The sequence below is a fragment of the Paraburkholderia sp. BR13444 genome, assembly GCF_040948755.1.
GTDB lineage: Bacteria > Pseudomonadota > Gammaproteobacteria > Burkholderiales > Burkholderiaceae > Paraburkholderia > Paraburkholderia youngii.
Genome location: NZ_JBFPKM010000023.1, coordinates 95,440 through 111,656 on the forward strand (window position 1 = coordinate 95,440; position 16,217 = coordinate 111,656).

Annotated in this window: 17 protein-coding genes; 12 read left to right on the plus strand and 5 right to left on the minus strand. The window is 61.4% G+C overall.

The window, feature by feature from the left end:
* Positions 1–111 precede the first annotated feature (111 nt).
* The 9 genes from AB3X95_RS36580 to dhaK all read left to right on the plus strand — a co-directional run bounded on the left by AB3X95_RS36580 (position 112) and on the right by dhaK (position 8,515).
* Positions 112–1,131 (plus strand): LacI family DNA-binding transcriptional regulator, encoded by a 1,020-nt coding sequence (locus tag AB3X95_RS36580; RefSeq protein ID WP_176120477.1) that lies wholly within the window; start codon positions 112–114, stop codon positions 1,129–1,131.
* Between the two features lie 115 nt (positions 1,132–1,246).
* Entirely contained in the window at positions 1,247–2,578 is a 1,332-nt protein-coding gene (locus AB3X95_RS36585) for an ABC transporter substrate-binding protein (RefSeq protein ID WP_368623801.1), read from the plus strand.
* A 72-nt stretch (positions 2,579–2,650) separates the two neighbouring features.
* A complete protein-coding gene (locus tag AB3X95_RS36590) occupies positions 2,651–3,607 on the plus strand; it encodes a carbohydrate ABC transporter permease (RefSeq protein WP_176368213.1) in 957 nt (318 codons plus the stop codon).
* Positions 3,604–4,557 carry a carbohydrate ABC transporter permease gene (locus AB3X95_RS36595; protein ID WP_152767293.1) on the plus strand — a complete coding sequence of 318 codons (954 nt, stop codon included), beginning with the start codon at positions 3,604–3,606 and terminating at the stop codon, positions 4,555–4,557. Before AB3X95_RS36590 ends, AB3X95_RS36595 begins: the two co-directional genes overlap by 4 nt.
* Positions 4,554–4,748 carry a hypothetical protein gene (locus AB3X95_RS36600; RefSeq protein ID WP_013094038.1) on the plus strand — a complete coding sequence of 65 codons (195 nt, stop codon included), beginning with the start codon at positions 4,554–4,556 and terminating at the stop codon, positions 4,746–4,748. Before AB3X95_RS36595 ends, AB3X95_RS36600 begins: the two co-directional genes overlap by 4 nt.
* 3 nt (positions 4,749–4,751) lie before the next feature.
* A complete protein-coding gene (locus AB3X95_RS36605) occupies positions 4,752–5,867 on the plus strand; it encodes an ABC transporter ATP-binding protein (protein ID WP_368623802.1) in 1,116 nt (371 codons plus the stop codon).
* Entirely contained in the window at positions 5,860–6,879 is a 1,020-nt protein-coding gene (locus AB3X95_RS36610; protein ID WP_368623803.1) for an ABC transporter ATP-binding protein, read from the plus strand. The genes AB3X95_RS36605 and AB3X95_RS36610 overlap by 8 nt, the downstream gene beginning before the upstream one ends.
* Complete coding sequence (gene dhaL / locus AB3X95_RS36615) at positions 6,876–7,511, plus strand: dihydroxyacetone kinase subunit DhaL (protein WP_184226768.1); 636 nt, start codon at positions 6,876–6,878, stop codon at positions 7,509–7,511. Before AB3X95_RS36610 ends, dhaL begins: the two co-directional genes overlap by 4 nt.
* Positions 7,512–7,525: 14 nt before the next feature.
* The gene (dhaK, locus tag AB3X95_RS36620) at positions 7,526–8,515 is read left to right on the plus strand and encodes a dihydroxyacetone kinase subunit DhaK (protein ID WP_152767297.1); all 990 of its coding nucleotides are present in this window, start codon (positions 7,526–7,528) and stop codon (positions 8,513–8,515) included.
* A 201-nt stretch (positions 8,516–8,716) separates the two neighbouring features.
* Here dhaK and AB3X95_RS36625 read toward each other — a convergent pair whose 3' ends face one another.
* A complete protein-coding gene (locus tag AB3X95_RS36625; protein WP_368623804.1) occupies positions 8,717–9,319 on the minus strand; it encodes a phosphatase PAP2 family protein in 603 nt (200 codons plus the stop codon).
* 402 nt (positions 9,320–9,721) lie between these two features.
* Here AB3X95_RS36625 and AB3X95_RS36630 point away from each other — a divergent pair, with 402 nt between their 5' ends.
* Both AB3X95_RS36630 and AB3X95_RS36635 read left to right on the plus strand, forming a co-directional pair.
* Positions 9,722–10,072, plus strand: a complete 351-nt coding sequence (locus AB3X95_RS36630) for a NirD/YgiW/YdeI family stress tolerance protein (RefSeq protein ID WP_368623805.1) — start codon at positions 9,722–9,724, stop codon at positions 10,070–10,072.
* Positions 10,072–10,644 (plus strand): class I SAM-dependent methyltransferase, encoded by a 573-nt coding sequence (locus tag AB3X95_RS36635; RefSeq protein ID WP_176107363.1) that lies wholly within the window; start codon positions 10,072–10,074, stop codon positions 10,642–10,644. Before AB3X95_RS36630 ends, AB3X95_RS36635 begins: the two co-directional genes overlap by 1 nt.
* A gap of 46 nt (positions 10,645–10,690) precedes the next feature.
* On the opposite strand, the gene AB3X95_RS36640 is transcribed toward AB3X95_RS36635, so the two are convergent.
* From AB3X95_RS36640 to AB3X95_RS36655, 4 genes are all read right to left on the minus strand, one after another.
* Entirely contained in the window at positions 10,691–12,640 is a 1,950-nt protein-coding gene (locus AB3X95_RS36640) for a M48 family metallopeptidase (protein ID WP_368623806.1), read from the minus strand.
* 51 nt (positions 12,641–12,691) lie between these two features.
* Positions 12,692–13,291, minus strand: a complete 600-nt coding sequence (locus AB3X95_RS36645) for a LemA family protein (protein WP_176120486.1) — start codon at positions 13,289–13,291, stop codon at positions 12,692–12,694.
* Between the two features lie 296 nt (positions 13,292–13,587).
* Positions 13,588–14,334, minus strand: a complete 747-nt coding sequence (locus tag AB3X95_RS36650) for a DUF1796 family putative cysteine peptidase (protein WP_368623807.1) — start codon at positions 14,332–14,334, stop codon at positions 13,588–13,590.
* A gap of 155 nt (positions 14,335–14,489) precedes the next feature.
* Entirely contained in the window at positions 14,490–15,332 is an 843-nt protein-coding gene (locus AB3X95_RS36655; RefSeq protein WP_260332217.1) for a Crp/Fnr family transcriptional regulator, read from the minus strand.
* A 322-nt stretch (positions 15,333–15,654) separates the two neighbouring features.
* Here AB3X95_RS36655 and AB3X95_RS36660 point away from each other — a divergent pair.
* Positions 15,655–16,217 (plus strand): FecR domain-containing protein (locus AB3X95_RS36660; protein WP_368623808.1); only part of this gene is annotated, 563 nt, incomplete at its 3' end.

A 16,217-nucleotide genomic window follows, 5' to 3' on the forward strand; every position in this document is an offset into this window, starting at 1 on the left:
GGCGACGATCCGGTTTGACGCATTTAACGCGTCAAAAAAGCTTGCATTTCGCGCGCGAAAAACTATCTTTGGTTAACAAAACGATTCTTCGCCTGGCACCGGAGGAGACCCATGCCGGCTACACGTATGATGATTGCGCGTCGAGCCGGCGTGAGCGTGGCCACGGTCGATCGGGTGCTGCGCGACGACCAGGGGGTCCGTCCGGAGACAGCCGAGCGCGTCCATCTCGCGCTGGCCACGTTGCGTGACGAACGCGCAAGCCGCGGCCGGCCGGCGAAAACCACGTCATTCCGGGTCGCTTTCGTCTTACCGCAAATCAACTCCCGCTTTCTCGATCAGGTCGAGCGCGATATTGCGCTGTCCGCCAGCTTCTTTCGCGAGCATCGTCTCGTCTCGTCGTTCTATCGTTGCGACCTGTCCAGCCAGCGCGACGCAACATCGCTCGCACAGCGACTGATCGACTATGACGCGCTCGTGCTCGTGCCGCTCGACTACCCGTGGGTCGAGCGAATGATCCAGGACATGACCGATGCGAATGTGCCCGTCGTCACCGTCTTTTCGGATTTACCGTCGAGTGCGCGGGCTGCGTATGTCGGCGTCGATAACCGGATCGCTGGAAGAACGGCGGGTCTGCTGATGGGACGCTTCGTGGGCGCGCGCATCGGCACGGTCGCGGTGCTGTCGGCGTCGTCGCGTTTGCACGATCAGCTGGAGCGTCGTACGGGCTTCTCCCAGGTTCTCGAGGAAGACTTTCGCAACCTGCGCTGGCTGACCGAGCCCGACTTCGCCGAGGACGACGACAGCGCCGGTCTTGCTGTGCAAGGGCTAATGGCGGGGCACCCCGATCTTGTCGGCGTGTATGTGACGGGTGGTGGCATTTCCGGCATCGCATCGACGTTGCAGGAATCGGGTGACAAGACGCGCGTCGTGCTGATCGGCCACGAGTGCACGGCCGACACTCGGGCGCAACTGTCGGAGCGGGCGATCGACGTCATCCTCGATCAGGATGTGCGCGGCATCGTCCATTGCGCGGGGCTCGCCGCCATCAATTTACTGAACGACGTGCGCGGCGTGCTCGCCATTCCGACGCCCGAAACCCGTATTTATCTTCGTGAGAATGCGCATGCCTGAAGCTCGCGACACGCGGACGGCTCGCTGAGTCTGCCAGTGCTCTAAATACAGCGTCCGGCGCATGGGCGCTGTCTGTCATCAGGTTGGAGACCCGACGGAGACAAGGAGAAGAGACATGTTACGTCTTACGACAGCAAGGGTAATCGCGGCGCTGCTGGCGTCACTGGGGCTGAGCTTCGGATCGGCGGCACACGCGCAGGGCAAGCAGTTGACGTTATGTTGGGCCGCATGGGACCCCGCCAATGCACTCGTCGAATTGTCGAAAGACTTTACGGCGAAAACCGGCATTGCGATGAAATTCGAGTTCGTGCCGTGGACGAGCTACGCGGACCGCTTTATCAATGAACTCAATTCGCACGGAAAACTTTGCGACCTCATCATCGGAGATAGTCAGTGGATTGGCGGTGCCGCGGTCAATGGGCACTACGTGAAGCTTAATGATTTCTTCGACAAGAACAAGATTTCGATGAACGATTTCGTGCCGGCGACCGTCGTCGGCTACTCGGAATGGCCAAAGAACACGCCGAATTATTGGGCGCTGCCCGCAATGGCGGACGCCGTCGGCTGGACGTATCGCAAGGACTGGTTTGCGAGGCCCGAACTGCGCGCGGAGTTCAAACAGAAGTACAAGCGCGAACTCGAACCGCCCACTACGATGGATGAGCTCAAGCAGACAGCCGAGTTCTTTCAGGGCCGAAAGATCGACGGCAAAACCGTGTATGGCGTGTATATCTTCACAGAGCGCGGTTCGGAAGGGATCACGATGGGCGCGACCAACATGCTCTATAACTTTGGCTTTGAATACGAGGACCCGAACAAGCCTTATCGCCTCGACGGCTTCGTGAATTCGCCAGGCGCCATCAAGGGGCTCGAATTCTACAAGGCGCTTTACAAGTGTTGCACGGCGCCGGGCATGACGAACGCCTACATGCAGGAAGGGCTCGATGCGTTCAAATCTGGCCAGGTCGCGATGCAGATGAACTGGTTTGCCTTCTTCCCCGGACTGTACAAGGACCCGAATGTCGGCGGCGACAAGATCGGCTTCTTCGTCAATCCAAAAGAAACGAAACAGTTCACACAGCTCGGCGGGCAAGGCATTTCCGTCGTGTCGTACTCAGACCACAAGGCTGACGCGCTCGAATACATCAAGTGGTTTGCGCAGCCCGATGTGCAGAATAAGTGGTGGCAACTCGGCGGCTACTCGGCGGCGAAGTCAGTGGTAGATGCGCCGGACTTTCCGAAGAGCGCGCCATTTGCGCCTGCATTCCTGAAGTCGATGGCGATCGTCAAAGACTTCTGGGCCGAGCCCGCGTATGCCGAGCTGCTGCTCGACATGCAAAAGCGCGTGCACGACTATGTGGTTGCCGATAAAGGCACCTCGAAGGAAGCGCTCGATCTGCTCGTCAAGGACTGGAACAAGGTCTTCAAGGCTGAAGGGAAGAATTAGCGTCATTGCACATGAACACGCGGACCGGCAAGCCGATCAATCTTGTCGGTCAGCGACAACAAGGAGTCAGGCATGTTGGCAAACAAGCCTTTTCCTCCGGAAGGGTTGCAGACGCAAGCGCAGACGCGCGCTGCCGCGCGCCTGCGCGGGCTGTCGGACCGGACGATCGCGTGGCTGTTCATTCTTCCGACTATCGTGCTGCTGCTCGCCATCAACATCTTTCCGTTGATCTGGGCATTGCGGTTGTCGTTCACGAACTTCAAGTCGAACATGCCGAGCGTGCCTGCGCGCAATGTCGGCATCGACAATTACACGGACATACTCACCGACGAAGACATCTGGTACGCCATGCAGGTGACGGCGCGCTTCGTGTTCTGGTCGGTCGGGCTCGAAGTGCTCCTCGGTTTCGGGCTCGCGCTGCTGATCAACCGGCAGTTCCGCGGCCATAGCTTCTGGACCACGCTGATTCTACTGCCGATGATGCTTTCGCCCGCTGTGGTCGGCAACTTCTGGACCTTCCTGCTGCAACCGCAAACGGGACTTTTCAACGATATCGTCAGCTTTTTCACGGGCATTCCGCCAAACTCGTTTCAGATGATCGGAGACGTGCCGCTCGCGCCGTGGACCATCGTGATGGTCGATACCTGGATGTGGACGCCGTACGTGATGCTGATCTGTCTCGCGGGATTGCGTTCGATTCCGGACTACATCTACGAAGCGGCCGAAGTGGACCGTGCTTCGCCGTGGCGGCAATTCTGGTCGATCACCTTGCCGATGACCCTGCCGTTCCTGATGCTTGCGATCCTCTTTCGCGGTATCGAGAACTTCAAGATGTTTGACATGGTGAACCTGCTGACATCAGGCGGCCCAGGCTCCGTAACGGAAACTGTGTCGATCACGCTCAAGCGCGCTGCGTTCGAGAAGTGGCAGACGGGGTACTCGTCCGCACTGGCGATCATCCTGTTCGTGGCGGTCTTCGGCGCGGCGAATATCTATGTGAAGGCACTCAACCGGGTGAAACAGCGATGACAGACCTTGCGCTTCAACAGTCGGTGGTGGCGGCATCGCCGCGCAGCAAGACGTTCGCCGCCTTCATCGTTATCGCCTACGCACTGATTGCGGCCCTGCCGATCGTATGGATCATCCTGACGAGCTTCAAGACGCAGGAAGACGCGGTTGCCTATCCGCCCGTCGTGGTTTTCCACCCGTCGATGGAGGGCTATGTGAATCTGTTCACCATCCGCTCGAGGCAGACGCCCGAGTTCATCGCGAGCTTGCCGCCCGCTCAAACCTGGTATGACCGCGATGTGCGCAAGCGCAATATGGTGATTGCGGGGCCATCGAAAGTCTTGCCGCGCTTCGTCAATTCGCTCGTGATCGGCTTCGGCTCGACCTTCCTTGCGGTTTTTCTCGGCACGCTCGCAGCCTATGCGTTCTCGCGTTTCAGGATTCCGCTTGCCGACGACTTGCTGTTCTTCATTCTGTCGACGCGGATGATGCCGCCCATCGCCGTCGCGATTCCCATCTATCTGATGTATCGCGCTCTCGGCCTCTCCGATAGCTACCTCGGCATGATCGTGCTCTACACGGCTGTGAACGTGTCGCTCGCGGTGTGGCTGCTCAAAGGATTCATGGACGAAATCCCGCGCGAATATGAGGAAGCAGCCCTCGTCGACGGATATACGCGGTTGCAGGCTTTCGTCAAGGTCGTGCTGCCCCAGGCGATCACGGGCATTGCCGCGACGGCCATTTTCTGTCTGATCTTTGCATGGAACGAGTACGCGTTCGCATTGCTGCTGACGAGCGGCGATGCACAGACGATGCCGCCGTTCATTCCGTTCATCATCGGCGAAGGCGGACAGGACTGGCCGGCCGTCGCGGCCGCCACGACGCTGTTCGTTCTGCCCATCCTGATCTTTACCGTTGTACTGCGCAAGCATCTGTTGCGCGGGATCACCTTTGGAGCAGTGCGCAAATGAAAGCCCAACCTGCCATGCCGCGCCGCCGCCTGTTCCGACGGCGTTACTGTGAGGGCGCATCGACCGTGCTTATCGGTCTCGGCATTGCGATGCTCGTCCAGCCATTCACGGTCGATCTCTACACCTGGTCGTTTCCCGTGATTCTAGTGGGCGCGCTGGCTTTCGTCGTCACCAGTCACTTCCCGGAGTGAGCCATGTCGACGATCGTTCTCTCCAACCTTCATAAACGCTTCGGCGCCTTCACTGCGGTGCACGATACGAATCTCACCGTGAGCAACGGCCGCTTCGTCGTACTGCTCGGACCGTCCGGCTGCGGCAAAACGACGACGTTGCGCATGATTGCCGGGCTCGAACTGCCGACCTCAGGCCAGATTTTGATCGACGGCGAAGATGTGACGGGATTGCGGGCGCGTCAACGCGATATTGCGTTTGTGTTCCAGATGTTCGCGCTCTATCCCCATATGACTGTGCGGAACAACATCGCCTTTCCGCTGAAGAACGAAGGCATTTCGCGCCGCGAGATTGCGGCGCGTGTCGATGCGGCCGCGCATATGCTGCGCATCGAAAGTCTGCTGGACCGAAAGACGGGTGGGCTGTCGGGCGGCGATCGTCAACGCGTCGCCTTGGGCCGCGCGATTGTCCGGCACCCGAAGGCTTTTCTGATGGACGAGCCGCTGGGCACGCTCGACGCGGATTTCCGCGAACTGATGTGCCTTGAGTTGCGCAAGCTGCACAATGCGCTCAACGCAACGACGGTCTACGTGACGCACGACCAACGGGAAGCGATGGCGATGGCCGACGACATCGTTGTGATGAGCGGCGGCGAGGTGCTGCAATCCGCGTCGCCGCACGAGGTCTATCACTTCCCAGCGACCGTGTTCGTTGGGAGCTTTATCGGCAGCCCCCCGATGAATTTTCTGGCGGTGGACGGCGGCGTCGAAGCGGGCGTGGAATCGGTCTCGCTCCGCGGTGTGGCCGTGTCGGTGCCGCGCACTGTTGGATCCGCCGCGAAAGCGCTGCTTGGCGTGCGGCCCGAGCACGTCGTGATCGACGAGCACAGTGCGTTGCGTGGACGCGTGATTGCCGACGAGTATCTCGGCTCGCATCAGATTCTGGTCGTCGAAACGGCGCTCGGCGTGGTGCGCGTGCGGGTCGGCAAGAACGAAGGAAGAGCGGCGGGAGCGCAGGTCGGGTTGTCGTTTCACAAGGAGCGCACGCTGATGTACGACGCATCCAGCGGCGTGCTGCTGCCCGGCGCTGTGCGGCAGACGGCCGTCAACGGACGCAGCAACGGAGGCGCTTATGTCTGAGATTCGCCTGCATGGGGTGACGAAGCGATTTGGCGATATCGTCGCGGTGGATGATGTGTCGTTCGACGTGAAAGAGGGCGAGTTCGTCGTGTTGCTCGGGCCGAGCGGCGCGGGCAAGACCACCACGTTGCGGCTCATCGCTGGTCTCGAACGCCCCGACGAAGGCGAAATATTCATCGACGGTGCCGCCGCGAAGGACATGCATCCGGCGGACCGAGACGTCGCCTTCGTCTTTCAGCAGTATTCGCTGTACCCGCATCTGACGGTGTTTGGCAACCTGGCGTTTCCACTGCGCTCCCCGCGGCGGCGCGTGAGCGAGGCGGAAGTCACCGCGCGCGTGCAGATGGTCGCGCAGATGCTGCACATCGAGTCGAAACTTGGCAATCTGGCGACGCATCTGTCGGGCGGCGAGATGCAGCGAGTCGCCATCGGACGCGCGCTAGTGCGTCAGCCCAAGGTGTTTCTGATGGATGAGCCGCTGTCGTCGCTCGATGCGAAGTTGCGCGAGGAGATGCGAATCGAACTGAAGCGTCTGCATCGCACGATCGGCGCGACGATCATCTACGTGACGCACGATCAGGTCGAAGCGACCACGCTTGCGGATCGCATCGGCATACTCGAGCAGGGACGCATCGTGCAGATTGGTGCGCCGCGCGATGTGTATGGCAATCCCGCTTCACTTGGCGCTGCGCAACGTCTCGGCTCGCCGCCCATCAACTTGCTGCCGCCCATGTTGTTCGATCCTTCCACGATGCCGGCCGGCACGTCGACGGTCGCGATCCGGCCTGAAGACATCGTGCTGCACGCGCCTGATACGCGCGACGTGATCAATCTTCGCGTGCTTGAATATTCCCCGCTGCGACATCTGCTGATCATGGAGCGCGACGGCGCCGCCATCGTCGCGACGACCATGACCGAGCGCAATTTCACGCCTGGTCAAACAGTCGGCGTGTCGCTGCCTCCGCGCAGCCTTCTCTATTTCCGCTCCGACGGCAGGAGGATTCCGGCATGAACGGGAAAACGGTCATGGCGTGCATCGAGGCCGCGCATGCAACACTAAAGAAACACACGGACGAGATCGCCGCGCTCGATCAGCAGATTGGCGATGGCGATCATATCTTCAACCTGTTGCGGGGCGTCGATGCGCTGTTTGCGATGCGCGCCGATATCGAGGCCGAGGCGTTTGCGCCCGCGCTGGAACAGGCCGCTTCCAAATTGCTGTCGACCGTGGGCGGTTCGTCGGGGCCGCTGTTTTTTTCGTTGCTGCATGGCATGGCAAAGGCCGCGCAGAACGCGGACACAATGAGCGTGGAGGACGCGGCGCGGATCTTCGCCGCGGGTGTCGACGCCGTAGCCCAACGCGGCAAAGCCGGCATCGGCAGCAAGACGATGATGGACGTGCTCATCCCCGTCTCGTCACGCTTCGTGGAACTAGCCGAAGATAGTGCGGCGCCCGAAGCCGTGCTCGACGCGCTGCCGCTGACGGCCGAAGAGGGCATGCGCGCGACGCGCGACATGCTCGCGACCAAGGGGCGCGCGTCGTTTCTCGGCGAGCGTGCGCGCGGGCACATCGATCCCGGCGCACGGTCGAGCCAGTTGATGATCAGTGCGATATGCGCGCGGCTCGCGCAGGACAGAGAGTGAAAGGAGCGCAGACCATGAAAAAATTTATCAACCATGTCGACGACTTTCTAACTGAGAGCCTTACTGGATTCGCCGCCGCGCATGGTGATCTCGTCGTGCTCGACAACGACCCTGTGTTCGTGCGGCGCAATACGCTGAAGCCAGGCAAGGTTGCGCTCGTCTCGGGCGGCGGCTCGGGACACGAGCCTTTGCATATCGGCTTCGTCGGGTACGGGATGCTGGATGCCGCGTGCCCCGGCCAGGTATTCACTTCGCCGACGCCCGATCAGATGATGGCAGCCGCCAAGGCCGTCGATACGGGCGCGGGAACGCTCTTCATCGTGAAGAACTATTCCGGCGATCTGATGAACTTCGAAATGGCGTCCGAGATGTCGGAGTTGCCGAATGCGATGGTGTTGATCAACGACGATGTCGCCGTCGAAAACTCCAGTTATACAACGGGGCGGCGCGGCGTCGCGGGTGCCGTGATCGTCGAGAAACTGGTGGGCAGTCTCGCCGAGAGCGGCGCCAATCTCGAACAATGCAAGGCGTTCGGCGACCGGATCAACAAGCGTACGGCGTCGATGGGCGTCGCGTTTTCCAGTTGCACGGTGCCCGCGGCGGGCACGCTGACGTTCAAGATCGGCGACGATGAAATCGAGGTCGGCGTTGGCATTCATGGCGAGCCAGGGCGGCGTCGCGCGCGCTTTGCCACAGCCGATGCGATCGCGGCAGAGCTGCTGACGGCGATCATCGCCGATTTGAAGCCGGGGAACGGCTCCGAGTTGCTGGTCTTGATCAATGGACTGGGCGGAACGCCGCTCGGAGAACTGTATCTGTTGTTCAATTCCACTCGCTCGTGGCTGCACCAGCGCGGTCTCGCGGTTGCGCGCGTGCAGGTCGGATCGCTTACGACGTCGCTGGAAATGGCCGGCGCGTCGATCACCTTGTGCGTGCTGGACGACGAAATGAAGCGGCATTGGGACAGCCCGGTCCATACGCCATCGCTCAGATGGGGAATGTAGCCTGTCGCCACGTGGCCGTCAGATTTGCGCACGCGGCGGCAGCGGAACCGCGCGCGGGCCGCGAGCAGGGGGAACGCGGCACTACCGCAAATGCTGGGAGCATTTCAAGCAGGAATTCGGCATCTTCTCGCGCCACGGCGATTCCGCCTGCCAACGCCCACGTGCGTCGCCCTAACGGGTCAGACTATATCCGACAGGCAATCACGGCCTCAGCCAGCCTCGGCTGATCGGCCATGCGAGCAGCGTACGATAGAGCGTGACCACCAGATCTGTCATCGCCGTGCCGCCCGTTTGCCACAGCCGCGCAATTGCCGCATAAGCGATGCACGCGACGGCCACTGCCCCGATCATGTCGAGCGGAAAATGCACGCCGAGAAACACGCGTGCCCACGCGACGATGATACCCACACCGAGCGTCATGCCACCGAGCCAGCACATCCGCCCGAAGAGCAGCGGCAGCGCGATGCTCGCAAAGAGGGTGGCGTGATCGCTTGGGAACGACGAATCGGGCACATGCGCCAGGAAGGTGTGGCCGAGCCCGATCATGAACGGGCGGGGGTGCTGCCAGACGAGACCGATCAACTGGTTGACGCCGAGCGCCAGTAGCGCGACGCAGCAGGCACGCAGGGCCAGCTCGCGCCGCTGGCGGTCCCCGGAAAGCCACATCATCACCAGCATGAGGGGGACTAACCAGATCAGATAATTTGCAGAGACGAGCGCCGTGCTGACCAGCCATCCCGGCGTTGCCGGCGTGCCGTTGATCATCAGGAAGAGCGCGTGGTTGAATGCTTCGATGGTATTCATTGCGTCGTTTTGTGCTGAAGATGAAGAATGCGTCAGCCGCCGTGCGTCTGCGGCTGCGGCGCCTGGCTACACATGACAAGCGGCACCGCAGCGAGCGCGCCCTGCTCGCGAGATTGGACACGCCGAAAGCGGCCGTAGGGTAGTGCGGCGAAACCTTCCCGGCGCAGGCCGAGTCTTAGTCCATTGCCGATCAGCGGATCGTCCTTGGCCAGCAGTATTCGCCTCCGTCGTCATCCTGTTCCCGCCGGTTCCCTGACGCGGCGTCGCAAGCTTACCGGCCGGAAGGTTAACACTGCATTAAGTGGCGGACACAGCGCATCGTCGCCTTCACTCTGGCTTCAGCCTCGGGTCCGTAGACTGCTTTCTGTCGCGACCACGATGTCGCCCGTTCAAGGAGAACCAATGAAGAAGCTCATTGTTGCCTGCCTGATCGCCGCGTCCGCCGCAGAGGCTCATGCGGTATGCACAGGCCCTGGTGCCGAAGCGACGGCCACGACGGTCCAACAGCTTCGCGACGCAGGCAGGGAAGACCAGCGCATCGCACTGCGCGGCCATATCGTGAAGTCCATCGGCGACGAAAAGTACCAGTTCGCCGACAGCACGGGAGAGCTCCCGGTCAAGATCGACCACAAACGCTGGCCGGCCGCACAGCCGGTGAATCAGACGGGCACCATCGAGCTGACCGGCGAGTACGACAAGGAAATCGTCGGCGCATCAAAGGCCGAGGTCTATGACATCAAGGTGGTGCAGTAATGGTTGCCGGCCCCCTGCACACGTCCCGGCTGTTTGCACGGGAATGGGCGACCGCGCCCTGGTCGGTCGGCGCCATCTGCCCGAGCTCACGGCGACTCGCCGCGCGCCTCGCGCGGGAGGTGCCGGCAGGCAACGGTGTGGTCATCGAACTCGGTGGCGGTACCGGCGCGGTCACGCACGCGTTGCTCGAAAGCGGCGTGCCAACCGACCGGCTGATCGTCGTCGAGCGCTCCCCTACCTTCGTGCAGCATCTGCGCGGGCGATTCCCGGATGTGCCGGTCATGCACGCCGACGCTGCCCGCCTGGCCTGGTGCCTGCCACTGGACCTGCGCGTCGACGCGATCGTGTCGTGCCTTCCCTTGCGCTCGTTGCCTCATCGCGAGGTGGATGAGATTGTCGACCAGTGGCGGCAGGTCCTGCGTCCTGGTGGTGTCGTGATTCTGTTCACCTACGATATCCGGCCGGACCGAAACGTCGTGAATGCCGGTGGGATGGGCGACTTTGTGATGCTGTCGAGCCGGATCATCTGGGCTAACCTGCCGCCGGCCCGTGTCGTGACGATGCAGCTATGAGCGGCACAACACGCGGCGGGAGCGCCTCGCACCTGCATTGCCAGGACTACCCTTCTTCCGCTTCTCGCACGACGAGCGGCGGTAGCGGGCAGCCGAGCGTATCGCAGATGGCGCGGAGCAGCTCCGCTTCGCGGACGGTGACCTGCTGGTTTGCCAGGATGCAGGCCGCGCAGGCGGCGACGATCCGGCGCTTGATGGCCGGGACCGATTGATTGAGCGTTTGCAGGGCCGCGTCGAATCCGGCGAGGGAGCATTCTTCGCGAGGCCGCAAGCGGTAGGCGTGCTCGCCGCCGATGTAGCCGCGCATGCCCGCATCGAAAGCCCGCGCGGCCTGGTCGGTTTCCGGTTGGCCTTCCCAGGCCAATAGCGCCAATACCGTTGCCACCGGGTGCGCGAGGCTCTGCAGGGAACTGCGCATTGCACGCGCCGGGCGCTGCGGGAGGAATTGGGCGTCGAGATGGCGATGCAGTACACAGCGAAGCGTGTACTCGAACAAGCTCAGTCGCTGGTCGGCGATCATTAGCATCTCGACCTGAGCGCGGAATGAATGATGCTGCCGCGGCGACATCTGCCGCAGTGCTGGCAGGCTCAGGTCCAGAAGGGGCAGCCGATGCGTGTCCGGCAAAGCCTGGACAGGGGCGATCAGCCGCAGGGTCTCGGCAAAGTCCTGAGGCTCAGCGCCGGCTTTCAGCCGGGTCAGCTGGAGTTCCCGCAGGTCCGACCCCGGGTCCATGAGCAGGGCGTAGACCAGGGCGCGAGCACTGAACGGCTCCTGGGCGGCGACCAGGAGCGCGTCTGGCATACCGTCGTGTAACCCCTGCGCATAGCTAATCAGTTCCGGATCGATGTGGCCGACCCGGGATGCTGTTTCGTCGGCGAGCCCCAGGACCGGCACCGGCACCTGCGGAAGCCCCGGTAACGTAGGAGCCCCGCCGAACGGCGGGGCACGGCTGGGCCGGGGGCCTTCAGGTTCTTCCCGATCGACGCCTACCGGCCGCACCTCCGGGAACCGGCCGTCGAACTGGGGATTGAGCCGGCGGATGCGCTCGACGAGGGGCGGGTGGGTAGCTAGCAGTCCGGCGAGTCCCTCGCCAGCGAAGGCGTTGGCGAAAAACATGTGGCCGGCCTCTGCGGCTTGGGGGTTGCCTATGCGTGAGCCCTCGGCCAGCCCACCGATCTTCTTGAGCGCCCCGCCGATTCCGTCGGGGTTGCGCGTGAACTGGACGGCACTGGCGTCGGCCAGGTACTCGCGCTGCCGCGACACCGCCGCCATGATCAGCCGACCGAAGAACGCTCCCACGAGGCCCAGCACGAACACGCCCAGGCCCAGCAGCACCATGCCGCCCTGGGCATTCTGCCTTCCCGACGAGCGTCCTCTGGAAGCGAACATCAGGCTGCGGCCGATGATGGACAACACCATGATCCCGAAGATCAGACCGATTAGCCGGATGTTGAGTCGCATGTCGCCGTTGAGGATGTGGCTGAACTCGTGGGCCACCACGCCCTGGAGCTCGTCGCGGGTCAGGTAGTCGAGGCAGCCCTGCGAGACGGCGACCACGGCATCTCCCGGAGCATAGCCGGCCGCGAAGGCATTGATCCCGGGCTCGTCCAGAACATAAACGGGGGGTACCGGCACTCCCGCAGCGAGGGCTATCTCCTCGACGACGTTGAGCAGCCGTTTCTGCCGCGGGTCGGTGGTCGTGCCGGGCACCTCCACGCCGCCCAACATCAGGGCGACGGCCTGGCCGCCGGAAGCGAGCTGACTCACCTTGAATGCGCTGGCACCGCCGACCACAAGGCCCACCCCCAGCGCCGCGAACAGGAGCATCTCCGGCTGCCACCAGGACACGGGTGCGTGGGCGTCATACGTGCTGAACGCCACGAGCAGCCCGTAGACCAGGGCGATCAGTATCAGGATCGCCAGGACGAAATAGACCACCAGCTGAAAGGTCTTGCGTCGGGCCGAATCCTGCTGCTGAAAGAAATTGGTGGTCACGGTCAGAGCGGCTTGGGGAGCATGAGACGCATAGAGCGATGCGGTCCCGGCTTACCGGAACGACACCTTGGGCGCCGCGCGCTCGGTCTCCGCGGTTTCCAATAGCGTCGCCTGCCTGAAGCCGAACATGCCGGCCACGGTAACCGCCGGGAACACCTCGCGCCGGATGTTGTACTCGGTGGCGGCATCGTTGAACGCTTGCCGGGCGAAGCCGACCTTGTTCTCGGTCGAAGTCAGCTCTTCCTGCAAGGCGAGCATGTTCTGGTTTGCCTTGAGGTCCGGGTATGCCTCGGAGAGGGCAAAGAGCCGGCCCAGGACGCCGCCCAGCTGAGCCTCGGCCTGGTTGAACCCCTTAATGGCCGCCGGGTCGCTGGGGTTGGCGGCGACTTTCTGCTCGGCAGCCATCGCGCTGTTGCGGGCCTTGATGACGGCGTCGAGCGTCTCCCTCTCATGGCCCATATAGCCCTTGACCGCTTCGACCAGGTTCGGAATCAGGTCATAGCGCCGCTTGAGCTGCACATCGATCTGCGCAAAGGCGTTCTCGAAGCGCTTCCGGGCAACCACCAGCCCGTTGTAGATGCCCATTAGCCAGAGCGCAAGCAACAGCCCGATGCCCAGGAGCACGAGCAGGGTGACGATGACGGGACTCATTGGCCGTGACCTCCGACGAGAGCACTGCTGGTTTGGACCACCGCATGACTATAGAAACAGGATAAACGAAATGGCGTTCAATTCAATCAAGTCGGGATGCCGATACAAGTAAAACGGCGCAGATTCATGCGCTGCCGCTCGCCGCGAATCCTGTTGCGGCGAGGCTAGAACAGCATCGCCGGTTGAGTCGGTGCATGTATTCAGTCGTCCCGCCGATCCGCCGGGAGATTATGGTTAGTTATCGTCGATCTGGCTAACTGGTCACGAACTCGACCTGACGATATGTGCTTTCCGGGTCAAACTGTCAAGGTGCGCGTCGATGCCTCATGACCCGCGCGAAGAACAATGCGGTTGCGCTCGAACATCTCCGCCCAACCTTTGGGCGACACCATATAGTCGCTGCAATCGCCATACTCGACGATCGAGTCGCTGAAGATTTCGGAGCCGCGATACGAAAAAGCCTCGAAACCTGGCTTGTTCGTCGCGAACAAATCGAACTGCGTGCGCGGCAGAAGCGCCGAGAGCACACGGTGAATCTCGATGCATTGATCGGGTTGAATGTCGCCGTAATCGCCATTCAAATACGCCGGATCGTTGCCGCATCTGTTTCGAACGAACAACACCTTTTTGCCGTCTAGTTCGTTGACGAAGCGATCAATTCTCCGGGCATATTTCTTCCGCAAATCCGGAAGCTGCTTTTCGACGTCGTCCACAATCACGCGACCTTCTTCATCTCTCGCGAAATCGTGGTGATACATGAGATTGAAGCGCGTATCGACGACGGTGCCTCGATCCGCAGGAATAGTCAGATGCGACGGCTCGAAAAGGCCGCTGAATCGCGCATCGAGAACGTCGAGCAGAGCTCGGAAGGGCGTCATCCACCAATCGAACGGATAAGCCGTTCGCGTCTCGAAGTGATGGCGGATATTCCAGGTCACTTCGCAATTGGAGCCAATGCTTATGACCCGATCGTACGATCTGGTGCGCGGATTCTTTCGGTGAAAGACGGCGAATTTCTCGAGGAACTTTAGCTTGGCTTGCATGAAAGTTTCGGCGGCAATGCATATCGCACCGGAACTTTAAGTAAAGCAAACCAACGGGGCTGAGTGTGTGATGTGCGTCACAAATCGTGACGCATGGAGTGGAATGCTTGATCGGTACAGCGTCGCTCCTGCCAGGGCCTAGCTCGAACAACCGGTCAGGAGGGGCGCGATTGCCCGACCGTAGCGCCTTCACCCATCGCTTTCGCACGTAGTTGCAACTCAGCCTCGCCCCTTGCAAGCTTGGCCAGCATTTCCGCATTGCGAACGATCAGGCGTCGATAGTCACGTTCGATCACCTCTCCGTCGATAAGAGAACGGATCGCGCGCGATACTGTTTCGCGGCTCACATTGGCCATGATCGCAATGGCCTGCTGGTTGGGTAGATTCTCGATTGTCAACAGGCCGCCTGCACTCGTTTTCATGGAAGCCTCGAGCACTGAATAGACCCTGGCGTAAGCGCGCGTCAGACCGAGCATCGACCGGTAATTCGAAGCCTGGCGAATCGTGCGGCACAGCCGTTGCAACAGCGCCTCCACCACTGCGGGATTACGGTAAAACAGTGTTTGCGCCTGATGCTTCGGCAAAAAGCCGACCACTGATTCCGTGATCGCAATGATCGAAGCCGAGCGAGGACCGCCGTCGATAATCGACAACTCGCCAAAATAGTCACCCGGCTCGACGAAATCGAGTCCCACCTCGCGGCCGTCTTCCGACAGTGCGATCACCTGCAGGCGCCCGGACATCAACATGAGTAGCGATGAACCGGCGTCGCCCTTATGAACGACGAATTCCCGCTTCGAGAAGCGGCGATAGCGAATGTGGCGGCTGGTCTCTTCAATGACTTCGTTCGCAACGTTGCGCAGCAGCTTTTGTTGTTTCAAGAGATCCATGGCCTTTAATGGGCCTCCATTGATTCTTTCTTCTTCGGTCGACATCTCTCTCAATTGTAATTTGCTGACATGGGCACGCAGGACGATATGCGTATCGAGCGCTGGCATCTGTGACGGCCGTCACATCCTAATTACAAAATTTCGCTAATCATTACCGGATTATTCGATCGCAGTGCCGTGAGGATCTCGGGGAAAAGATCAGATGCAGGAACGCATACTTCGAGGGGGTCGTTCGGCCGCATTGCAGTTCGTTGTTTGCACGGCATTTCTTGTGCACCATGACGCGCATGCGGAGTCCGCGACGATTGGCAATGCAGTCCTCGTGATTGGACAGGCGTGTGCACAACGCGCGCAAACGTTTTGCACCCCGCTTGCCAAAGGCGCTTCCATTGAGCAGGGCGACACCGTCGAGACGGGCAAAGATGGCTACGTGTACATCACCACGGTCGATCACGGCTTTATCAGTGTGCGACCCAATTCATCGCTGACATTCGAACGCTACGAATACAACCCGGCCGATCCACGCAAGACGGTCATCAAGCTGTCGCTGACGAGGGGCATGGTGCGCGAGATATCGGGTACGGGTGCTCAGGCCGCACGCGACCACTATCGGATGAACACTCCGGTCGCCGCGCTCGGCGTGCGCGGCACCGATTTCACCGTGTTCACCGACGAAAACGTGACGCGCGCAGACGTGCTTAGCGGCGGCATCGTGATGACGCCGTTGGGCGCCGACTGCTCGGCGACGGGCGTGGGTCCTTGCGAGGGCTCGGCTGCGGCACAGCTATTTGCTGGCAAACCGAACGAATGGCTGCAGGTATATCGCGGCAGCGCTCGCCCTGTCGTGATCGACTCCGGACCGTCGCGGGTGATGTCCGAGCAGGCAGTGGCCGAGTTGAAGAGCGAGGAAAGCAGCGCTCGCGCGGCGACCGCCCAGGCACCGGTCAGTCCGGGCGTTGCGCCCGCGGAGTTAACCTTCTCGCCGACGACACC